The 18,682-nt window shown below is 70.9% G+C and carries 21 protein-coding genes; 15 read left to right on the top strand and 6 right to left on the bottom strand.

Going from position 1 to position 18,682, the window contains the following annotated elements; all coding sequences use genetic code 11:
- Positions 1-167: 167 nt before the first annotated feature.
- Positions 168-1,487 (bottom strand): tRNA uridine-5-carboxymethylaminomethyl(34) synthesis GTPase MnmE, encoded by a 1,320-nt coding sequence (mnmE, locus tag V3W47_RS07225; protein WP_331824523.1) that lies wholly within the window; start codon positions 1,485-1,487, stop codon positions 168-170.
- A gap of 71 nt (positions 1,488-1,558) precedes the next feature.
- Here mnmE and V3W47_RS07220 point away from each other — a divergent pair, with 71 nt between their 5' ends.
- Positions 1,559-2,059 (top strand): SMI1/KNR4 family protein, encoded by a 501-nt coding sequence (locus V3W47_RS07220; protein WP_331824522.1) that lies wholly within the window; start codon positions 1,559-1,561, stop codon positions 2,057-2,059.
- Position 2,060: 1 nt separating this feature from the next.
- Here V3W47_RS07220 and V3W47_RS07215 read toward each other — a convergent pair whose 3' ends face one another.
- The gene (locus V3W47_RS07215) at positions 2,061-2,687 is read right to left on the bottom strand and encodes a DUF4258 domain-containing protein (RefSeq protein ID WP_331824521.1); all 627 of its coding nucleotides are present in this window, start codon (positions 2,685-2,687) and stop codon (positions 2,061-2,063) included.
- Between the two features lie 279 nt (positions 2,688-2,966).
- Here V3W47_RS07215 and V3W47_RS07210 point away from each other — a divergent pair, with 279 nt between their 5' ends.
- Entirely contained in the window at positions 2,967-3,830 is an 864-nt protein-coding gene (locus V3W47_RS07210; protein ID WP_331824520.1) for a GNAT family N-acetyltransferase, read from the top strand.
- Positions 3,831-3,884: 54 nt separating this feature from the next.
- The gene (locus V3W47_RS07205) at positions 3,885-4,190 is read left to right on the top strand and encodes a hypothetical protein (protein WP_331824519.1); all 306 of its coding nucleotides are present in this window, start codon (positions 3,885-3,887) and stop codon (positions 4,188-4,190) included.
- 128 nt (positions 4,191-4,318) lie between these two features.
- Here V3W47_RS07205 and V3W47_RS07200 read toward each other — a convergent pair whose 3' ends face one another.
- Positions 4,319-4,930: a DUF305 domain-containing protein gene (locus V3W47_RS07200; RefSeq protein ID WP_331824518.1), complete on the bottom strand. Its 612-nt coding sequence runs from the start codon at positions 4,928-4,930 to the stop codon at positions 4,319-4,321.
- Positions 4,931-5,021: 91 nt separating this feature from the next.
- Between V3W47_RS07200 and trmFO the strand changes: the two genes are divergently transcribed.
- The 4 genes from trmFO (at position 5,022) to V3W47_RS07180 (ending at position 10,704) form a co-directional block, all read left to right on the top strand.
- Positions 5,022-6,416 (top strand): methylenetetrahydrofolate--tRNA-(uracil(54)-C(5))-methyltransferase (FADH(2)-oxidizing) TrmFO, encoded by a 1,395-nt coding sequence (gene trmFO, locus V3W47_RS07195; protein ID WP_331824517.1) that lies wholly within the window; start codon positions 5,022-5,024, stop codon positions 6,414-6,416.
- Positions 6,417-6,630: 214 nt separating this feature from the next.
- On the top strand, positions 6,631-8,577 hold the full coding sequence (locus V3W47_RS07190) for a protein kinase domain-containing protein (RefSeq protein WP_331824516.1): 1,947 nt from the start codon (positions 6,631-6,633) through the stop codon (positions 8,575-8,577).
- Positions 8,578-8,730: 153 nt separating this feature from the next.
- Entirely contained in the window at positions 8,731-9,018 is a 288-nt protein-coding gene (tatA, locus tag V3W47_RS07185; RefSeq protein ID WP_331824515.1) for a twin-arginine translocase TatA/TatE family subunit, read from the top strand.
- A gap of 186 nt (positions 9,019-9,204) precedes the next feature.
- The gene (locus tag V3W47_RS07180) at positions 9,205-10,704 is read left to right on the top strand and encodes a YifB family Mg chelatase-like AAA ATPase (RefSeq protein ID WP_331824514.1); all 1,500 of its coding nucleotides are present in this window, start codon (positions 9,205-9,207) and stop codon (positions 10,702-10,704) included.
- An 11-nt stretch (positions 10,705-10,715) separates the two neighbouring features.
- Here V3W47_RS07180 and V3W47_RS07175 read toward each other — a convergent pair whose 3' ends face one another.
- Entirely contained in the window at positions 10,716-10,961 is a 246-nt protein-coding gene (locus V3W47_RS07175; protein ID WP_331824513.1) for a hypothetical protein, read from the bottom strand.
- A gap of 64 nt (positions 10,962-11,025) precedes the next feature.
- Complete coding sequence (locus V3W47_RS07170) at positions 11,026-11,307, bottom strand: hypothetical protein (protein WP_331824512.1); 282 nt, start codon at positions 11,305-11,307, stop codon at positions 11,026-11,028.
- Positions 11,308-11,489: 182 nt separating this feature from the next.
- On the opposite strand from V3W47_RS07170, the gene V3W47_RS07165 reads away from it, so the two are divergent.
- From V3W47_RS07165 to V3W47_RS07155, 3 genes are all read left to right on the top strand, one after another.
- Positions 11,490-12,677 carry a hypothetical protein gene (locus tag V3W47_RS07165; RefSeq protein ID WP_331824511.1) on the top strand — a complete coding sequence of 396 codons (1,188 nt, stop codon included), beginning with the start codon at positions 11,490-11,492 and terminating at the stop codon, positions 12,675-12,677.
- Positions 12,661-13,746, top strand: a complete 1,086-nt coding sequence (locus tag V3W47_RS07160; RefSeq protein ID WP_331824510.1) for a [LysW]-lysine hydrolase — start codon at positions 12,661-12,663, stop codon at positions 13,744-13,746. Before V3W47_RS07165 ends, V3W47_RS07160 begins: the two co-directional genes overlap by 17 nt.
- Before the next feature lie 180 nt (positions 13,747-13,926).
- Positions 13,927-15,669, top strand: coding sequence for an SLC13 family permease (locus V3W47_RS07155; protein ID WP_331824509.1), 1,743 nt, complete (start codon positions 13,927-13,929; stop codon positions 15,667-15,669).
- Positions 15,670-15,744: 75 nt separating this feature from the next.
- On the opposite strand, the gene V3W47_RS07150 is transcribed toward V3W47_RS07155, so the two are convergent.
- Positions 15,745-15,894, bottom strand: coding sequence for a hypothetical protein (locus V3W47_RS07150; RefSeq protein WP_331824508.1), 150 nt, complete (start codon positions 15,892-15,894; stop codon positions 15,745-15,747).
- A 170-nt stretch (positions 15,895-16,064) separates the two neighbouring features.
- Here V3W47_RS07150 and V3W47_RS07145 point away from each other — a divergent pair, with 170 nt between their 5' ends.
- The 5 genes from V3W47_RS07145 to V3W47_RS07125 are packed head-to-tail and all read left to right on the top strand — an operon-like array spanning position 16,065 to position 18,639.
- Entirely contained in the window at positions 16,065-16,463 is a 399-nt protein-coding gene (locus tag V3W47_RS07145; protein ID WP_331824507.1) for a gluconokinase, read from the top strand.
- Complete coding sequence (locus V3W47_RS07140) at positions 16,456-16,632, top strand: DUF2256 domain-containing protein (protein WP_331824506.1); 177 nt, start codon at positions 16,456-16,458, stop codon at positions 16,630-16,632. Before V3W47_RS07145 ends, V3W47_RS07140 begins: the two co-directional genes overlap by 8 nt.
- Positions 16,629-17,624, top strand: a complete 996-nt coding sequence (gene uvsE, locus V3W47_RS07135) for a UV DNA damage repair endonuclease UvsE (RefSeq protein ID WP_331824505.1) — start codon at positions 16,629-16,631, stop codon at positions 17,622-17,624. The genes V3W47_RS07140 and uvsE overlap by 4 nt, the downstream gene beginning before the upstream one ends.
- 42 nt (positions 17,625-17,666) lie before the next feature.
- Entirely contained in the window at positions 17,667-18,203 is a 537-nt protein-coding gene (locus V3W47_RS07130; protein WP_331824504.1) for a 3'-5' exonuclease, read from the top strand.
- A gap of 13 nt (positions 18,204-18,216) precedes the next feature.
- Positions 18,217-18,639: a hypothetical protein gene (locus tag V3W47_RS07125; RefSeq protein ID WP_331824503.1), complete on the top strand. Its 423-nt coding sequence runs from the start codon at positions 18,217-18,219 to the stop codon at positions 18,637-18,639.
- Positions 18,640-18,682: the final 43 nt, after the last annotated feature.

Here is an 18,682-nt window from a genome sequence, read left to right as displayed (position 1 = left end):
CCGGTGGGGGAGACCTCGCTGGCCTGCTTCTTTGTTGGAGCCTGATTGGGTTGGTGGGGTGCTCGCTCCGTCTCCCCCCCTCCCAGCCTCCCCCACGAGGGGGGAGGGGTAACAACGCTTCTGCTTTAACCCTTCTCTCTACATATGGGGGTCAGCACCGCTCGCCCTCACTTCCCCACGCAGAAGTTGCGGAACACGGCGTCCACCACGTCCTCGCCCACGTCGCGCCCGGTCAGGTCGGCCAGCGCTCGCAACGCCTCCTCCAACTCGTACCCGGCCAGCTCGTCGGGGAGGAGGCGGGCGGCGCGCACATGCGAGAGCGCCCGGCGGGCGGCGTCGGCCTGCCGCTCGGTGGTGAGCCACGCCTCGCCCCGCGCCGCGTCACCGATCAGGGCGGAGTGGATGGCGTCACGCAACTCGGCGAGACCCGCGCCCGTCACGGCGCTGACCGCTAGCATGCCCTCATCGCTCCACACGGCGGGCAGATCACTCTTCGTCCGCACTCGCAGCACCCGCGCCGCGTCCGGCAAATTGGCGGGCAACGCCTCGCGAGGCTGAGAACCATCCTCAAGAACGAGCACGAGGTCGGCGGCCCCGGCCAGAGTGACCGCCTGACGCACCCCGGCGGCCTCCACCTCGTCGCCCGTCTCGCGGATGCCCGCCGTGTCCACCAGGGTCACGGGCACGCCCGCCAGCGACATCTGCGCCTCCAGATAGTCGCGCGTCGTGCCCGGAATCGGCGTCACGATGGACCGCTCGTAGCCCAGCAGGGCGTTGAGGAGGCTGCTCTTGCCCGCATTTGGAAGACCGATTAGGGCCAGCCGTGCCCCCCGCGTGGCGACCTGCCCGGCGCGGGCCGTACCCACAAGCGCCCCCAGTTCGGCTTCGGCTGCCGCGAGGGGAGCCTCCCGGTCCTCCTCGGGCACGCCCTCCTCCGGGTAATCGAGCAGGGCCTGGATCGCCGCCAGCGTGCGCGTGATCTGCGTCGCCACCCGCTCTACCCGCTCGCCGAGCGCCCCGGCGAGGCCGAGGCTCGCCTGCCGCCGCGCCGTGTCCGTCCCCGCGTTCACGAGGCCCAGCACCGCCTCCGCCTGCGCGAGGTCGAGCCGTCCGGCGAGGTAGGCCCGCTGGGTGAACTCGCCGGGCCGGGCTGGGCGGGCACCGAGTTCCAGCACCCGCGCCAGCACCCGCCCCAGCACCGCCGGGCTGCCGTGCGTCTGGAGTTCGGCCACGTCCTCGCCCGTGTAGGAGCGCGGCCCCCGGAAGACCAGGCACAGGCCCTCGTCCAGCACCTCGCCGCCCTCGGCGGTCAGTTGCCCGAAGAGGAACTGTCCCCCGGCGGTCCTGCTCGGCTTCCGCCGCCCCCGGAATAAGCCGTCCGCCACGGTCAGCGCCCCCGGCCCGCTCACCCGCACGATGCCTACGCCCGCGCTGCCGGGAGCGGTGGCAATGGCGGCGATGGTGTCGGAGAGGCCGAGGCGGGTCACGGGGGGCAGGGTAGCAGGGGGAGAGAGTCAAATATGCTGGAGAGGAAAACAATTGCTGCTACGTTGGCCTCATGAATGAGATAGAAGAAGCTCTGTCTCCTTACAGAAGGGCATGGATGGCAAGGCAATCACCTCTGGGACCGTTGATTCACACCTTCTATGCGCCCGCCGAGTCATCCATCGTTGAAGAGGTTTTCGGCGATAATCTTCCGCCTAAGTCTGTTCTAGAGTTCTGGAAGAGAACGGCTGGCGGTCGTCTGTATGAAGACGTTACTTATGGTCAATGGGGCTTGATTCTTTTTGCGCCTGAGAAAGTTAAGACTCGTTCAGAAGAAGCCTACAAAAATTACCCAGAAAACTACCGTGCCAGTGATCTGGTTCTCGGTGAGTTCCTGGGTGATCAGGATGTTCTCTTTATCGTTGGAGAGGCGGCTAGACCTGATTTTGGCAGAGTTTACGTTGCTTCACCGCTCGACTCGCGTTCTGAGTGGTCTCTGGTTGGTGACGATCTAGCCGACTTCCTAAGAAAATTTGCTCAGGCGAACGGAGAGAAGTTCTGGGAGAGGTACTGACTCACCCTGACTTCTTCCACTTCCCCTTGCTCCGGTTCCCCGGCTTGTTCCCCACCGGGGCCGTCCTCATCCTGATCTTCTCGTCGTCGTAGCGCAGCATCACGGCGAGGCGGGCGCGGGAGATGATGTGGTGTGGGTGCCTCGGCACGAAGGCCGTCACCACGTCGAGGTGGCCGTCCGGCGCGTGCTCCACGACGACGTGAAGGGGCAGCGCCACCCCGCACGACTCGAAGAAGCCGCACACCAGCCAGCGGCGGTCCTCCGGGTACACGGCGCGCACTCGCCCGGCGACGAGGACCTGGATGATGTCGTGCTCCAGGAAGCCCTCGGCGCGGGCGTGGCCGATGGCGTGGGGGCAGAGGTGATAGCGCCCGTCGTACACGGCGTCACGCAGCCGGGCGTGGGCGCGGGTCAGCGTGTGGTCGGTCGTGTCCACGCCCGCGAGGTCGGCCTCACGCTGGGGCTTGACGGGCTTGGCGCGCAGGTGTTCGGGCCGCGCGGGCGGCGGGGTGGGCGCGCGGCGGGCCTCCTTCTCGGCGCGGGCGAGCTGGGCGCGCAGGGCGAGCAGGTCCGTTCCGGCTTTCACCGGGCGGCTCGGGGCAGAGCGGGTCGCAGGTGCTTTCGTCACGGCGGGCCTCCCGTCACTTCGCTCCCCTGCGGCCATTTCCCCTCGGGGGCGGGGGTCCTGTGGGTCAGGAGCCGCCTCCAAAAAGAAAACGCCCCTCAAACACGGCTTCGTGTTCGTGGGGAGGGAGGCGACGTACCCTGTTCAGGGCATGGCGGAAGGATAGCACATCTCCCGGTGTTGACGGCGTGACGAGGCGGGCAGACGGGGGGGGAGGGGGGTCATACGCTGACCGTGGTTCGCGCGTTCGTTCCCCCACCGCTTCCCAGGAGGTACCTGCCCATGATCCGCCCGATGCAAGCGACCGACGCCCCCGACGTGCTCGCCCTGCTTCACTGGATGGACGACGCGCCCGAACGCGAGGTCTTCGCCCCCGACGCGCGGGACGCTGCCGCCCTGCACGACGAGTGCGAGGACCGGGTGTGCCTCGTCTCCGAGGGGACCGACGGGATGGTACAGGCGTACTGCGCGCTCGCTCCCTTCCGCGACGGCCTCGCGCTGGAGGGGCCGCTGGGGAGCGGTGACCTCTCCGGGCTGCTGCGGCGGGCGGTGGCGCGGGCGGACGGCCTCCCCGTGTACGCCTTCAGCGCCCGCGACAATCTGGATGCGCGGGCGGCGCTGGAGGGGGCGGGCTTCACCGCCATGCACACCACCGACTTCTACACGGGCCGCGCCGCGCACCTCGCCCGCGCTGCCCGCGTGCCGGGGGAGTACACGGCGGAGGACGCCCTCCCGCCCGCCGACTACCGCGCCCTCTTCCGCGCCGCCGAGGACGGCTGGTCGGGACGGCTGGAGTGGACCGACGCCCAGTTGCGCGCCCACTTCGCGCGGGACGACGTGCGGCTGGTGGTGCTGCGGCGATCAGGGCGGCCCGTGGGCTTCGCCGAGCTGGAGCTGAACGCCGAGGCGGCCCGCGCCGACCTCACCTACGTCGCCGTGCATCCCGCCGAGCGTGGGCAGGGGCTGGGGCGGGTGCTGCTGGCCCTCGCCGCCGCCGAGGCCGCCGCCCACCCGGAAGTCCGCGACCTGCGCGCCCGCGCCCACGACCACGCCCGCGCCGCCCGCGCCCTCTACACCCACGCCGGGATGAGGCATTGCCGCTCCGTCGTGACGTACCTGCGCGACGACACGGACGGGGAGGTGTAGGCGGGGCGGAAAGCCGCACATTCCGCCCGTCTGAGCCGCGCTAGCCTCTCCCACATGGGGAAACGTGACCGCCAAGCCGTCCGCACCGCCTATGTGACGTTGCGCGATCTGCCCGGCTCGCGGGTGATGTTCTGGGTGGTGGACGAGTGCCCGTACTGTGGGGCGCGGCACTTCCACCCCGCCGGAAACCTCCGCACCGCCGACCCCGGCGAGCGGCTGGGCGAGCAACCCGCGATGTGCGACCCGTCCCTGACCTACGAGTTGATGCTGCCCCCGCGCCCCCGCAAGAAGACGGGCAAGCAGGAGCGGCGCAAGGAACGGCGGGAGGGCAAACGGGACGGGCTGGACGAGGACTTCTAGCGAGAAAAGAGAGGAGGCGGGCGCGGAGATTGAGCCGTACCCGCCTTCGATCTTTTCGCTCCTCCCCCCTTGTGTGGGAGGCCGGGTGGGGGGTGATGAGCAACGCTCGTCCTTCAAAGCCCTTTCCCCTAGTGTTCGTGCCCCCCCATCCCCTCCCGCTCCCCCGCCGGAGCCGGAAGCGGCTTAGCTCCCCGCTCGGTCAGTAGCCGCGTCATCAGCCGAATCTCGCCCGCCTGCGCCGCGTCGATCTGCCGGGCGAGGGCCTGCACTTCGGGCCGGACACGGGCGTTCAGCACGGGCCGCACCATCTCCAGCGCCCCCTGGTGGTGGCGGGTCATCAGTTGGAGGAAGGTCCGCTCGGCCTGCGCCACGGGCAGGGTGTCGAGGCGGTTCAACTCGGCGGGTGTCGCCATCCCCATCTGTCGGGCGTGGTTCGCCGTCATCCCCGCCCCGCCCCACGGTCTTCCCCAGAGGGTGAGCCAGCCGCGCATCTGCCCGATCTGCTCCTGTTGCGAGAGCATGATGTCGAGGGCGAGCGTGCGGAGGGTCGCGTCCTCGCTGCGGTCGCGGATGCGCGTCGCCATGTCCACCGCCTGCCCGTGGTGCTGCACCATCTCGCGCACAAAGCGCACTTCCGGGCTGGTCTCACGCGGGGAGGTGGGCCGCAGGACAAACACCACCGCCACCAGCGCGAGAACGGCGAGTGCGAGGAGGGCGAGGAAACGGGGGCGGCGCGTCATGGGGCGAGTATAGGAAGGGGGGTGGGGGCAGGGCGTCCCCACGTTCCACGCTCCACAATCCACCCGCCCCCGTCCTCTACACTGAACCGTTATGACTCTCCCGGAAATCACGGTCGTCGGCGCGGGGCTGGCGGGATCGCAAGCGGCGCTCGCGGCGGCCCGAACAGGGGTGCGGGTGCGCCTGCACGAGATGCGGCCACGCAAGATGACGCCCGCCCACCGTTCGGGGAACTTCGCCGAACTCGTCTGCTCGAACTCCCTCGGCGGCGAGGGCGAGATGCAGTCGAAGGGGCTGCTTCAGGCCGAACTTCGCAGCGTGGGCGGCGAGATCATCACCTCAGCGGATGCCTCCCGCCTGCCTGCCGGAAATGCACTCGCCGTGGAGCGCGACGAGTTCAGCGCCCGCGTGACCCGCGCCGTCCGCGACCACCCGCTCATCGAGGTCGTCGAGGGCGAGGTGGAGGCCGTGCCGGAGGGCATCGCCGTCATCGCGTCCGGGCCGCTGACCTCCGACGCGTTGGCGCAGGACCTCGCCCGCCTGACCGGAAGCGAGCGCCTGAGCTTCTACGACGCCGCCGCGCCCGTCATCGCCGCCGAGAGCATCAATCTGGACGTGGCGTGGCGGGCCGGGCGCTACGACCAGAGCGCGGATTACCTCAACTGCCCCTTCACGAAGGAGGAGTACCTCGCCTTCTTCGCGGCGCTGGAGCAGGCCCGCTCCCACACGCCGCACGACTGGGAGAAGCTGGAGTTCTTCGAGGGCTGCATGCCCATCGAGGAGATCGCCCGCCGTGGTGTGGACACCCCCCGCTTCGGCCCGATGTCGCCGAAGGGGCTGGACAATCCCCGCACCGGGCGCTGGCCCTACGCCGTCGCCCAACTGCGGCGGGAGGACCGCGAGGGGCGGCTGTGGTCCCTCGTCGGCTTCCAGACGGGCCTGAAGTGGGGCGATCAGAAGGCGGTCGTGCAACTCATTCCGGGGCTGGAGAACGCCGAGATCGTCCGCTACGGCGTGATGCACCGCAACACGTACCTCAACGCGCCGCAGGTCCTCGACTCCACCCTGCAACTCCGCGCGGACGGGCAGAAGTTCGTCGCGGGCGTGCTGGCGGGCACCGAGGGGTATCTGGAGTCGGCGGCGACCGGATGGCTGGCGGGCCTGAATGCCGCGCGGCTCGCCCTCGGTCTCTCTCCCCTCACCCCGCCCGCCGAGTCCATGCTGGGCGGCCTCGTGCGCTACCTCGCCTCCGCGAACCCGGTGAACTTCCAGCCCATGAACGTGAATTGGGCGCTCGTCCCCGAGCTTCCCGTCCCCGAAGGCCGCCGCAAGCTCGGCAAACGCGAGAAACGCCCGGTGATGTTCCGGCGCGGCCTGAGCGCCTTCATGACGTGGGCACGTGACGAGGCGGGCCTGACCGTCACGCCGCCCCCGGTGCCCGAACCCGCGCTGGAAGCGGAGGAGAAGGGCGTGCCGGTGCTGCGGTAGAGGGTTAAGTCGTCACGTCGTCCCCTCACCCCGGCCCTCTCCCACGGGGGAGAGGGAGAAAAAGAGCTGAGGCCTGAGCTGTTCTAGCTCCTCCCCCCTTGTGGGGAGGCCGGGTGTGGGGAAGCGAGCGAAGCTTGCCCAACTCCGGCAAAGGCACACCCACCCCAACTCCTTCACCGACCCACCCCTCAGCGCGGCGGTAGACTCACCCCCGATGGAGATCGGCGCTACCGTCACCGAGCGTTACGTGTTGCGCGCCCTGCTGGGCGAGGGCGGCAGCGCGAAGGTGTACCGCGCGCTCGACACGCACCTCGACCGCGAGGTGGCCGTCAAGGTGCTGCACCCGCACACGAACGACGCCGAACGCGCCCGCTTCCTGCGCGAGGTGCGGACGCTCGCGCGGCTGACCCACCCCGGCGTGGTGCCCGTGCTCGACCTCGGCGAGACGCGGGAGGCGAGCGGAGCGGAGCGGGTCTTCTTCACGATGCCGCTCCTCGCGGGCGGGCCGATCACGGCGCTGGGGCCGCTGGAGGACGCGCCGGGGCCGCTCGCGCACTTCCTGACCGCCGCCGCCTTCGCCTCGCGGGCGCTGGCGCACATCCACGGACACGGCATCATCCACCGCGACCTGACGCCGGGCAACATCCTCCTCGACGACGCCCGGCTGCCGCGCATCATGGACTTCGGGCTGGTGGCCCTTTCCGACCACACCCGGCACCTCACCCGAAGCGGGGTGACGCTGGGCACGCCCGCCTACATGGCCCCTGAGCAGGCGCGTGGGGTGGGCGTGGGGCCGCGCAGCGACCTGTACGGCCTCGGCGCGGTGCTGTTCCGGGTGGCCTGCGGCAGCCCGCCCTTCGTGGGGGACAGCGACCAGAGCGTCCTCTACCAACACGTCTACGAAGCCCCGCCTGACCCCCGCGACCTCAACCCTGCCATTCCCGACGCGGTGGCGCGGGTGCTGCTGGCCCTGCTCGCCAAGAAGCCGGAGGACCGCCCGGAGAGCGGCGAGGCGGCCACGCACCTGTGGGCGCTCGCGCGGCGGGACGTGTGGACCCGGCACGCGCGGGGCCAGTACCGGGGGGGCCGCGCCCGCACGGGCGAGCATCCCGACGGCCCGGCCCGCGTGGAACATCTCCGCGAGGTCTGGAGCGTTCCCCTCCCCGGCGAGGTGACGTGGCCCGCCGCCGTGGTGGGCGAGGACGACCTCGTGGCGGTGGGGACGCGGGGCGGGCAGCTCGTGCTGACCCACGCCTCCGGGCGGCCCTACGCGACCTACGCGGCACGCGACGAGGTGACGGCCCCGGCGACCTTCGCGGACGGGCACATCCTGTACGGGGCGTGGGACGGCACCCTGCGCCGCGTGCGCGTGGGCGACGGGGCCGAGGGCTGGTGCCATCAGGCGCGGGCGGAGTTCACGGGGGCACCGACCCTCTGGGGAGACCGGGTGCTCGCCACCAGCCGCGACGGGCATCTCCACGCCCTGCACGCGGGGAGTGGCGAACTCGCCTGGGCGTACCGGGCGGCGGGACCCGTGGCCGCCTCGCCCGTCGTGTGGGCGGGGGCCGCCCTCCTGTGCGACGAGGACGGCTGGCTGCACGCGCTCGACGCCCGCAGCGGGACGCCCCTGTGGAAGGTGGAGGTCGGCACCGTCCACGCCACGCCCGCCCTCGCGCCGGGGCAGGCCGGGGAGGCGACCCTGCTCGTCCCCACCTGGCCGGGTGAGGTCCACGCCCTGAGCCTGACGACCGCCTCGGGCCGCGCCCGCCTCGCCGCCCCCGAGCCGACCCTGTGGACCTACGACCTGGAGGACGAAATCTGGGCTGCCCCGGCAGTCACGGCGGGTCTCGCCCTCGTCGCGGGTTGGGGCGGCACGGTGCGCGCCCTGCGGCTCGCGGATGGGGAGGACGTATGGGCGCATACGCTGGAGGGCCGCGTCACCGCCTCCCCGGTCGTGAGCGCGGGCCTCGTCTTCCTCGCCTCCGAGGACGGCGAACTCGTCGCGCTCGACGCCCGCAGCGGGGCCGTGCGCTGGCAGCGCCGCGAACGTGAGGGAGTGCAGGCGACCCCCCTCGCCGCCGGGGGCACGCTGTACGTCGCCTTCATGAACGGGACCCTGCGCGCCTACCGGGATGGGGTGGGGGAGGGCGAGGGGAGGTGAGGCGGTCTTCGACTGTCGTGCTGGCGGCTGGAGCGGCCCGCACCGTTCCCCTCTCCCGTTAAGGAACGGCCCTGACGTTTGTCGCAGACGCCGGGCGTAAACTCTTGCCAGGACGCCGCCCCAAGCTCCGTCCCCGCTACGGAGGTAACAATCATGCCCAATATCGGCCCCGGTGAACTCCTCGTCATCCTGCTCATCGCCCTGCTCGTCTTCGGGCCGCGCAAGCTGCCGGAACTCGGCAAGAGCCTCGGCGCGGGCATCCGCGAGTTCCGTCGCGGCACCCAGGGCCTCAAGGAGGAGCTGGAAGGCAGCTTCCGCGAGACGCCCCCGACGCAGACCATCGTCGCCCGCGCCGCGCCGCCCGTGACTCCCCAGGCGGTGACCCCACAGGCCGTGACGCCGCAGACGGTCCAGCCCGCCGACGACACGCCGCGCGCCTGACCCTTCCTTCCCTACTCCTACTGCCGCCCCTGCCGACCGGGGGCGGTTCGTTCTTGACCACCCCCATCAGGGGGTAAAGAAATGCGGCTCCAGGCGAAGATTTGCGTGTCGGGCCTGCCTGAGTTCTCGCTAGACTGCCGCCGTGACTGTGGAAGAGAGAGCGGGCCGACTCCCGCAAGGCCGCTGATGCTCGCCCGTGCGCGGAGCGTCGCGTTGATCGGGGTGGACGCCGTACCCGTGGAGGTGGAGGTCGATGTCAGCCCCGGCCTGCCCGCCTTCACCGTGGTCGGACTTCCCGATCAGGCGGTGAGTGAGGCGCGAGAGCGTGTCAGGGCCGCCGTCCGCAATGCGGGGCTGCCCTTTCCGGCGGCGCGCATCACCGTGAACCTCGCGCCCGCCGACCTTCGCAAGGAGGGGCCGCTGTACGACCTGCCTATCGCGCTCGGGCTGCTGGCGGCTCAGGAACTGTTGTCCGCCTCCGCGCTCGCGGGCGTGGTGACGGCGGGGGAACTCGCGCTCGACGGGTCGCTGCGGCCCATCGCCGGGGCCGTGAACCTCGCGCTGCTGGCAGCCCAGGAACATCTGCCCGCCCTGCTCCCGCGCGGAAACGCCGCCGAGGCCGCCCTCATCGACGGCGTGTGCGTGTACGGCGCGGCCACCCTGCAAGATGCCGTGCGGCACCTGACCGGGCAGGCCCCACTCGCCGAGATGCCGCCGCCCGAGCCGGAGGCGGGGGAGGACACCCTCCTCGACCTCGCCGACCTCAAGGGGCAGACGGCGGCGAAGCGGGCGCTGGAGATCGCGGTCGCGGGCGGGCACAACCTCCTCCTCGTCGGCTCGCCGGGCAGCGGCAAGACGATGCTCGCCCGCCGCGCCCCCGGCCTGACCCCGCCCCTGACGCGCGCTGAGGCGCTGGAGGTGACGCGCATTCACTCCGCCGCCGGACTGCTCGCCGCGCGGGGGGGACTTGTCGGACAGGCACCGTACCGCAGTCCGCACCACACCGTCTCCGACGCTGGCCTGATCGGTGGGGGCAGTGTTCCCAAACCCGGTGAGGTCTCGCTGGCCCATAGAGGCGTCCTTTTCCTCGACGAATTTCCAGAGTTCTCCCGCAAGGCGCTCGAAACCCTGCGGCAACCGCTGGAGGACGGTCACGTGACGATCAGCCGCGCCCGCGCCACGGTGAGTTACCCGGCCCGCTTCCAGCTCATCGCCGCCATGAATCCGTGCCCCTGCGGGCATCATGGCGACCCCGAGAAGGCCTGTACCTGTACGCCCACGGAGCGGACCCGCTACGCCGCACGTTTGAGCGGACCGCTGCTGGACCGCATCGATCTAGTCGTCAAGGTCCCACGCCTCAGTGTGGATGAGCTTTCTCGCGTTCCAGAGGGGGAAAACACGTCCTCCGTCCGGGAGCGCGTCGCCCGTGCCCGCGAGACCATGCTCGCCCGGCAGGGGGGACGCAACAGCGACCTCGGCGGGCAGGCCTTGCGCCACCACACTCCCCTGCGGCCCGGCCCGGACGCCTTCATTCGCGCCGCCGCCCGGCAGCTCAATCTGACGGGGCGCGGCTACGACCGGGTATTACGTGTGGCGCGCACGGTGGCCGATCTCGCGGGGAGCGCCGACATCACGGAAGCGCACCTCGCGGAGGCCGTCACGTACCGCCCGCGCGAGGTGGCCTGAATCCCTTCCTCTCAGCCGGTGCTCTCCTCGCCCTCACGGGTGCCCGTCCCCTCGTTCTCCGGGTTGAGGGAAGGGTTGATCACGGCGGGAACGGCGCTCGCGTTGGCGTTGGCGATGGCGGGCAGGGCCACCTGATCGTTGTTCCAGAGTTCGCCGTCCGCCGCCGGGGGACTTTCCAGGTTGCCCCCCTCCTGCTCGACCTCCTCGACGCTCTTGCCGAGCGGGGTGTCACCGTAACGGTTGTCGCTGTCGGTCATGGTCAGTCCGCCTTTCGGGCCGGGACGAGGGGGTGGGGGACGGGTTACGAGGTCCTCCCTGGAGTCAGGCGCTTCCCTCGCTGCTGTCGCGGTTCTCTCGGGCGGTGCCGTCGTCCGCCCCGCCGCTCGTGTCCATAGTCCGGCCCGCGTCCGTGACGCCGGGAATCATGGCGGTGCCCGCCGGACCGCTCAGGACGGGCGGCATGGGTACCCCGCCGAGCATCTGGTCGTCGCGGACCTGCTCGCCGGGCATGGGGGAGTTCACCTGGTTGCCCGCGTCCCCCTCGACCTCCTCGGCACTGCGTCCCAGGGGGGCGTCGCCGTAGCGGTTTTCATTGTCGGTCATGGCTCAGTTTGGGGGCGGGCCGGGCGGGGCCGCGTGAGCGGGGCGTGTGGGGGTCTTCATGCCGGGATCGGGGCACATGGGGTCGCCCGTCGCCAGCGTCCAGCCGCCGGGAGGAGAGAGGAATGGGGCCGACCCGCCCCCTCACCCGCTATGCTTCCGGGCAAGGTGAGGAGAGCTGAGCCATGACTGACCGCGTACCGTCGGCCCTGAAGGCACTGGGCATCGGCGCGCCCCCCGTCGCGTCGCTGGAGCGCGAGGGCGCGTTCTTCGCGCTGCTGGAGGACACGCTGATCTATCAAGACGAGGGCGGCACCCGCCGCGTCACCCTGCGCGACCTGAACCGCATCCACAGCGACCAGGAGGGCATGCTCCGCGTGGAGACACCCGCCGGGACCGCCCTGACCGCCAGCCTCGTCGGCTACGACCCCGCCCGCGTGCAGGCCTTTTTCGCCGGGGTGCGCGACGCCACCGCCCGCGCCAAGCACCTCCCGTCCTCCCCCCTGCCGGGCGTGGGCGGTCAGAAGACCTTCGGCAGTTCCTCGCCCACCGGCGCGCCGCTGAAAAGGGAGCCGTCCGTTCCGCCAATCACATCCACACCTGTTCCCGCTGGGACCGGAAGTGAGTCTCCCCGTGCGGAGAAGGGGCCGGAGAAAGCGCCGGACAACATGCCGAACAGAGTGCCGGAGAAGGCCGTCCAGAAAGGCCCGGAGGCGAAGGAGCCGGAGAAACGGGCCGGACGCGACCGCCCCACGACGACCCAGTGGAAGCCCTCCACACCGGGCGACCTCGGCGGGGAGACCGTGCGGGTGATCGGCCCGGCCTCCAGTGTGGGGACCGTGACCCAGGCATCCACGCCCGCCGCTCCTGCTCCCGAACCCGCCCCCTCTGCTCCTCCCAGGCCCACGCCGTCCAGGTCCATCCCGTCCAAGTCCGCCCCGCCCCAGGCTGCGCCCGTGACGCCGACTCCCGTCACCGCCCGTCCCACACCCACACCCGCACCCGTTCCCGTAGACGTTCCCTCTCCTCCACCCCCGCTCACACCCGCCGTGAACCGCACCCGGCAGATGCTGGCGCGCGGCGGCCTCGCCGGGCTGGACACGCGGGCGGAGGGCGTGCTGGGGTGGGTCGGGCGGCTGCGCGTGCTGGCGGCGGTCCTCGGCGTCGCGGGGCTGGGGCTGGCGGCCCTCCAGTTCACGAACGGGGCGGGACTGACGGGGCTGTGGACCCTGATCGTCGGGGGGATCGGCGCGCTGGCTCTGCTCGCCTTCGCGGAGGTGACGGCCCTCGTCGTGGCCCTCGCGCGGGCCGTGGCGGTCGGGGTGGGCACCCCTGCCGGAACGGACGAGGCGGGCGTTGACCCGGACGCCTGACCCCACCGCCGACGCCCGCGCCCTCGTCGTGGGGGCGGTGGGGATTCCCTCGCTCTCCGGGCAGGAGGCGGAGGTCGCGCGCTTCCTCACGGGCTGGATGGCCGCCCACGGCTTCGCGGCCCACCTGGACGAGGCGGGCAACGCCGTGGGCGAGCGGGGGCACGGTCCCCTCACCGTCCTGCTGCTGGGGCATATCGATACGGTGCCGGGGGACATTTCCGTGCGGGTGGAGGGCGAAGTGCTGCATGGACGCGGCAGCGTGGACGCGAAGGGGAGCTTCTGCGCCTTCGTCGCGGCGGTGGCGGCCCTGCCGGACGAGGCGCTCGCCGGGGCGCGCTTCGTATGCGTCGGCGCGACCGAGGAGGAGGCCCCGAGCAGCCGGGGTGCCCGCCACGCGCTGAAGCAGTACCGTCCCGATCTCGTCCTCATCGGCGAGCCGAGCGGCTGGGCGGGCCTGACGCTGGGGTACAAGGGCCGGCTCGTCGCCCGCGTGCGGGTGCAGAAGGACAACTTCCACACGGCGGGCGAGGGCACGAGCGCCGCCGACGACCTCACCGAGGGGTGGTTCCGCGTCCGCGAGTGGGCCAGGGGCGCGGGAGGGGAGGGTATCTTCGACGCGGTACAGGCCACCATTCAGGACCTCTCCGCCCGCACGGACGGCCTCGCCCAGGTAGCGGAAGGAACCTTCGGGCTGCGGCTGCCGCCCCGCGTGTCTCCTGCCGAGGCCGAACATGCCGTCCGGGCCGCGTTGGAGAGGCTGCCCGACCCGGCGGGCGTGGAGGTCACGTTCACCGGCCACGAACACGCCGTCCGCCACCCCAGGGACAATGCCCTCACCCGCGCCCTGCGCGTCGCCATCCGGGCGCACGGCGGCACCCCCGTCTTCAAGGTCAAGACCGGGACGAGCGACATGAACGTGGTCGCGGAGGGGTGGCCCGTCCCCACCGTCGCCTACGGGCCGGGGGACAGCACGCTGGACCACACGCCGCACGAGCATCTGGACCTGCGCGAGTACGACCGCGCCGTGGCGGTGCTGCGGGGCGCGCTGACGCGGCTGGCGGTGGGGTGAGCCTGCCTCAAGAAACGGGCAGAGCCTTCACACGCAAGCCCTCCGTCCCGCAGGGATAGTCCTGACGGGAGCGATCAGACTTCTCCTCTCCCTCCGATCACCGCGCCCGGCTGGCCCCGCCGCCTCCGGGCGCGCGACGTGCTCCTCTGCCCCACTTCCCCTTCCCCCGTGCGGAGACCTATGGACCCCGTGACCATCCTGCTGATCCTGTTCGCCGTGGCGCTCGTGCTGTTCGCCACAGAATGGCTGCCCGTGGACGTGACGGCCCTGCTGCTGCTCGGTGCGCTCCTCGTGCTCGGGTTGCTGACGCCGCGTGAGGCGTTCGCGGGCTTCGGCAGCGACACGGTAATCACGCTCGCGGGCCTGTTCACCCTGACGCGCGTGCTGCTGCGGGCGGGCGTGATCGAGTGGGTGGGGGCCACGCTCGCCCGGCGCGCCCGGAACGCGGGCGGCATGATCCGGGGAATGCTGGGTGCCGTGGCGGGGGTGAGCGCCTTCACGAGCAACACCGCCACGACCGCCGTCTTCCTGCCCGTCGTGACGGGCCTGGCGCGGCGGGCGGGCATCGCCCCCAGTCGGGTGCTGATGCCGCTGGCCTACGCGAGCATCCTCGGCGGCACGATCACCGTGATCGGCACGAGCACCAACCTCGTGGTGTCGGGCGCGCTCCCCGCCACGGGCCAGAGGCCGCTGGGCTTCTTCGAGCTGGCGTGGGTGGGGGTGCCCGTCGCCGTCATCGGCCTGCTGTACCTCTTCTTCGTCGCGCCCCGGCTGCTGCCCGCGCAGGACGCCGCGCTGGAGGAGTCCCTGCGCGCCTACCTCGCCGACCTGACGGTGGCCCCCGGCAGCCCCCTCGCCGGGCAGACCCTGCGCGAGACGGGCCTGGGCCGCGACCACGGCCTGACGGTCGTCGCCGTGCGCCGGGGCGACCAGACCCACTACGCCCCCGGCCCGGACTTCCGGGTGGAGGAGGGCGACACCCTCGCCGTGGAGGGGCCGACCGAGCGCATCCTGACGGGCAAGGGGACGCTCGGCGTCTTCAGCAAGAGCGAGCAGAAACTTCAGGTGGAGGGCGCGCTCCCCGTGCGGCTCGTCGAGGCGGTGGTGATGCCGGGCAGCCCCCTCACCGGGCGCACCCTGCGCGAGTCGCGCTTCCGCGAACGCTACGGCCTGTCCGTCCTCGCGCTGCACCGCCGCGCCCGGACCACCGAACGCCTCGCCAACCTGCGCGTGGGGGTCGGGGATGTGCTGCTCATCCAGGGGCCGACGGAGCGGGTCGGGGCGCTGGGCGACCATCTCACGGTCCTCGGCGACCTCACCGAGGCGCAACGGGACCTACGCCGCGCCCCCCTCGCCCTGCTGCTGTTCGGCGGGGCGGTGCTCGGCGGCGGGCTGGGGGTGGTGCCCCTCAGCGTCGCCGTCGTCGTGGCAGTGGCCCTCGCCTTCGCGCTGCGCCTCGTCACGCCCGAGGAGGCGTACCGCGCGGTCGAGTGGCCCGTCATCGTCCTCGTGGCGTGCATGCTCGCCTTCGGCACCGCCTTCGAGGACACCGGGGCCGCCCGCGTGCTGACGGGGGCGCTCTCCGGCCTCCTCGAACCCCTCGGCCCCCTCGGGCTGCTCGCCGCCCTCTTCGTCGTCACGGTCGCCCTCACTCAGCCCATGAGCAACCAGGCCGCCGCCCTCGTCATGCTGCCCCTCGCCATCGGCACGGCGAACGCCCTCGGCCACGACCCCCGCCCCTTCATCATCGGCATCACCGTGGCCGCGAGCAACTCCTTCATCACGCCGCTCGAACCCTCCTGCATGCTCGTCTACGGTCCGGGCCGCTACCGCTTTCTGGACTTCGTGCGCGTCGGCCTCGGCCTGACCGTCGTCACCTTCGTGGTGGCGATGCTGGTGATTCCACGGGTGTGGCCGTTCTGAGGGAGCCGTCAGCCGTCAGCTCTCAGCTCTCAGCAACAGAGGTTCTGCTGACCGCTGAGGGCTGAAAGCTGACCGCTAGATAAACAGCGGTGCCTCCGGGTCGTCCGGCAGCGGGCGGTCCTTGCGGGCGAGCAGGGCGGCGGTCGTGCCGATGCCGATGGCGGCCCCGACGGCCATGATGACCAGCGCCCACGTCAAGACGAGTTGGTGTCGGTCCAGACTCATGCGTGCAGCATAACAGCCGGGTCCGGTCGCGGGTTCGGCAGTTTCGGGGGGAGGGGTGGTGCGCGATGAGGGAGAGATACACCTGGGGCTGACGGCTGAGAGCTGACGGCTGAACGCCGCTTCACCTTCCCCCACGTTCCCGCCTCGTCCCGTGCGGCAGACTGTCCCCCATGCGGTTGGTCGTGATGGGGGTGGAGGCGAGCGGCAAGAGCACCGTGGGCCGGGAGGTGGCGGCCCGTGCGGGCTGGCCGTTTCTCGACGGGGACGACTTCCACACCCCGGAGGCGCGGCGGAGGATGGGCGGGGGGCAGGCCCTGACGGACGCGGACCGGGCACCGTGGCTCGCGCGGCTGCGCTCGGAACTGGAGGCGCGGCCCGACGTGGTACTCGCCTGCTCCGGCCTGAAGCGGCCCTACCGGGACGCGCTGCGGGTGCCGGGGGTGCGCTTCCTGTTCCTGAACGTGCCCGAACCGCTGTTGCGTGAGCACGTGGCGGCCAGCGTCAGCCACGATGCGGGCATGGTCCTGCCGCCCTCGCACCTCGCCACGCTGGGAGTGGCCCATGCCTGAGCCTCGCAAAGCCTTCGGCGGGGGCCGCAAGCCCTCGGAACGCCTCAGCAAGATATGCGCCGCCTGCGGCCTGCCCTTCACGTGGCGCAGGAAGTGGGAGCGCGACTGGGAGAACGTCAAATACTGCTCCGACCGCTGCCGGGCGGCGGCGAAGCGGGGGGCGTCGTGACCCTTCCCGCCTCCATCCCCGCCTACGGGCTGGTGTGCATGACGGTCGGGCCGGAGGTGCGCTTCCGCACGGTCACGCTGACGAATTACCTCAAGCTCACGCCCTCGGAGCGCGAGGCCAAGCTTCTCGACCTGTACACCGACAACATCTCGCGCGTGCGGCGGGCCGCCGACTTCTGCGCGTCGCGTGGTATCCGGCTCTACCGCCTGAGTTCCAGCCTCTTCCCGATGTTCGACCTCGTGGACGACGACACCGGGCGCGCGGTCCTCGACCACCTCGCGCCGCAGATGGCGGAGGCGGGCCGGGCCTTCGTGGACGCCGGAATCCGCGTGCTGATGCATCCCGAGCAGTTCATCGTCCTCAACTCCGACCGCCCGGAGGTCCGCGCCTCCAGCGCCCGCACGCTCGCCGCGCACGCCGACACGCTCGACCGCTTCGGCTTTCCGCAAAGCACGTGGAACCTTCTCCTCCTGCACGGCGGCAAGGGGGGGCGCGGGGCCGAACTCGCCGCCCTCGTTCCCGACCTGCCCGACACGGTGCGGCTGCGCCTCGGCTTCGAGAACGACGAGCACGCCTACGGGGCCGCCGACCTCCTGCCGGTGTGCGAGGCGACCGGCACGCCCCTCGTGTTCGACGCCCACCACCACGTCGTCCACGAGAAGTTGGCGGACCAGGAGGACCCCAGCGTGCGCCAGTGGGTCCTCGCGGCCCGCGCCACGTGGCACCCGCCCGAGTGGCAGGTCGTCCACCTCTCCAACGGCATCGAGGGACCGCAGGACCGCCGCCACAGCCACCTCATCACCGACTTCCCCAGCGCCTACCTCGACGTGCCGTGGATCGAGGTGGAGGCGAAGGGCAAGGAGGAGGCGGTGGAGGCGCTGATGAAGGGGCTGCCGATGAAGGGGCTGGGGGCAAGGAGCGAGGAGTCAGGGAAAGACGAACGGGAAGCGAGTGCGCCGGGCGGGAGCGAGCTGATCCTCCCCAACCCCTGATTCCTGACGCCTAACCCCTTTCCACACGCTACCCTGCTTCCCGTGAACGTCGTCGTCTTCGACCTTGAGACCACCGGCCTGTCACCGGAGCGGGACGCCATCGTGGAGATCGGTGCCCTGCGCGTGCGCGACGGGCGGGTAGAGGAGGGCGAGCACTTCCAGACGCTCGTGCGCCCGCTGACGGCGACGGGCGAAGTCCTGCCGATCCCGTGGCGGGTCCAGCAGGTCCACGGCATCAGCAACGAGATGGTGCGCGCCGCCCCCCACCTCGCCGACGTGCTGCCCGACTTCCTCGCCTTCGTCGGCGACTCGCCCGTGGTCGCCCACAACATCGGCTTCGACGGCGGCTTCATGCGCGCCGCTGCCCGCCGTCACGGCCTCGTGTGGTCCCCGACTGCCGAACACTGCACCATGCGGCTCTCCCGCCAGGTCTTCCCGCGCGAGCGCACCCACAACCTCGACGTGCTCGCCCAGCGCCTCGACCTCGGCTTCACGCGCGGCGGACGCCACCGCTCCCTCGGCGACGCGCGGGTGACGGCGGAGGCGTTCGTGCGGTTGATGGAGCGGTTGAGGGGTTAGAGGTGATGGCGAAGTGTTTGAATCGGAAGAAGTAACTCTTTGGATTAGCGAGAACTTGAATAAAGTAAGTGGTTTTGCACACATAAGTAGACATTTTGCCGAGAACATGCCAAACAGTAGGACGTGCGTTGAAGAATGTGTTTCAATGTTCAACGTGTCGTCCAAATTCCTTGAGACCGAACGTCTACCCCTGCGGATGCTTGTTGTCATTCCCTTACAAACACACGAGGACGGTATCTCGCTTGAGGTGCCGAGGAGCTACGAAGACCTACTAACTCATTTGAACTATAAGGAGCCGCCGTCTCTTTACATCACTGATTCTGGCCTATCTAAATACCGTGACGTGGTTGAGGAATACATCTCACCCCTCCCCTTCATAATACCTAACGTTGACTATACTTCTGTTGCGGTATACTACCGTGAGTCCAGAGATTAAGTTTCTATTTCTAGGGATTGGGAATACTCCCGCAACATCTATT

Source organism: Deinococcus sp. YIM 134068, assembly GCF_036543075.1.
GTDB lineage: Bacteria > Deinococcota > Deinococci > Deinococcales > Deinococcaceae > Deinococcus > Deinococcus lichenicola.
This window is presented reverse-complemented; position numbering and strand designations above follow the sequence as displayed.

What these genes read in the sequence shown, in the direction of transcription:
- V3W47_RS07220 (WP_331824522.1), top strand. Translation starts at nt 1,559, where the DNA reads ATGAATGAGATAGAAGAAGCTCTGTCTCCTTACAGAAGGGCATGGATG.
- V3W47_RS07210 (WP_331824520.1), top strand. Translation starts at nt 2,967, where the DNA reads ATGATCCGCCCGATGCAAGCGACCGACGCCCCCGACGTGCTCGCCCTG.
- V3W47_RS07205 (WP_331824519.1), top strand. Translation starts at nt 3,885, where the DNA reads ATGGGGAAACGTGACCGCCAAGCCGTCCGCACCGCCTATGTGACGTTG.
- V3W47_RS07200 (WP_331824518.1), bottom strand. Translation starts at nt 4,930, where the DNA reads ATGACGCGCCGCCCCCGTTTCCTCGCCCTCCTCGCACTCGCCGTTCTC.
- trmFO (WP_331824517.1), top strand. Translation starts at nt 5,022, where the DNA reads ATGACTCTCCCGGAAATCACGGTCGTCGGCGCGGGGCTGGCGGGATCG.
- V3W47_RS07190 (WP_331824516.1), top strand. Translation starts at nt 6,631, where the DNA reads ATGGAGATCGGCGCTACCGTCACCGAGCGTTACGTGTTGCGCGCCCTG.
- tatA (WP_331824515.1), top strand. Translation starts at nt 8,731, where the DNA reads ATGCCCAATATCGGCCCCGGTGAACTCCTCGTCATCCTGCTCATCGCC.
- V3W47_RS07180 (WP_331824514.1), top strand. Translation starts at nt 9,205, where the DNA reads ATGCTCGCCCGTGCGCGGAGCGTCGCGTTGATCGGGGTGGACGCCGTA.
- V3W47_RS07175 (WP_331824513.1), bottom strand. Translation starts at nt 10,961, where the DNA reads ATGACCGACAGCGACAACCGTTACGGTGACACCCCGCTCGGCAAGAGC.
- V3W47_RS07170 (WP_331824512.1), bottom strand. Translation starts at nt 11,307, where the DNA reads ATGACCGACAATGAAAACCGCTACGGCGACGCCCCCCTGGGACGCAGT.
- V3W47_RS07165 (WP_331824511.1), top strand. Translation starts at nt 11,490, where the DNA reads ATGACTGACCGCGTACCGTCGGCCCTGAAGGCACTGGGCATCGGCGCG.
- V3W47_RS07155 (WP_331824509.1), top strand. Translation starts at nt 13,927, where the DNA reads ATGGACCCCGTGACCATCCTGCTGATCCTGTTCGCCGTGGCGCTCGTG.
- V3W47_RS07150 (WP_331824508.1), bottom strand. Translation starts at nt 15,894, where the DNA reads ATGAGTCTGGACCGACACCAACTCGTCTTGACGTGGGCGCTGGTCATC.
- V3W47_RS07145 (WP_331824507.1), top strand. Translation starts at nt 16,065, where the DNA reads ATGCGGTTGGTCGTGATGGGGGTGGAGGCGAGCGGCAAGAGCACCGTG.
- V3W47_RS07140 (WP_331824506.1), top strand. Translation starts at nt 16,456, where the DNA reads ATGCCTGAGCCTCGCAAAGCCTTCGGCGGGGGCCGCAAGCCCTCGGAA.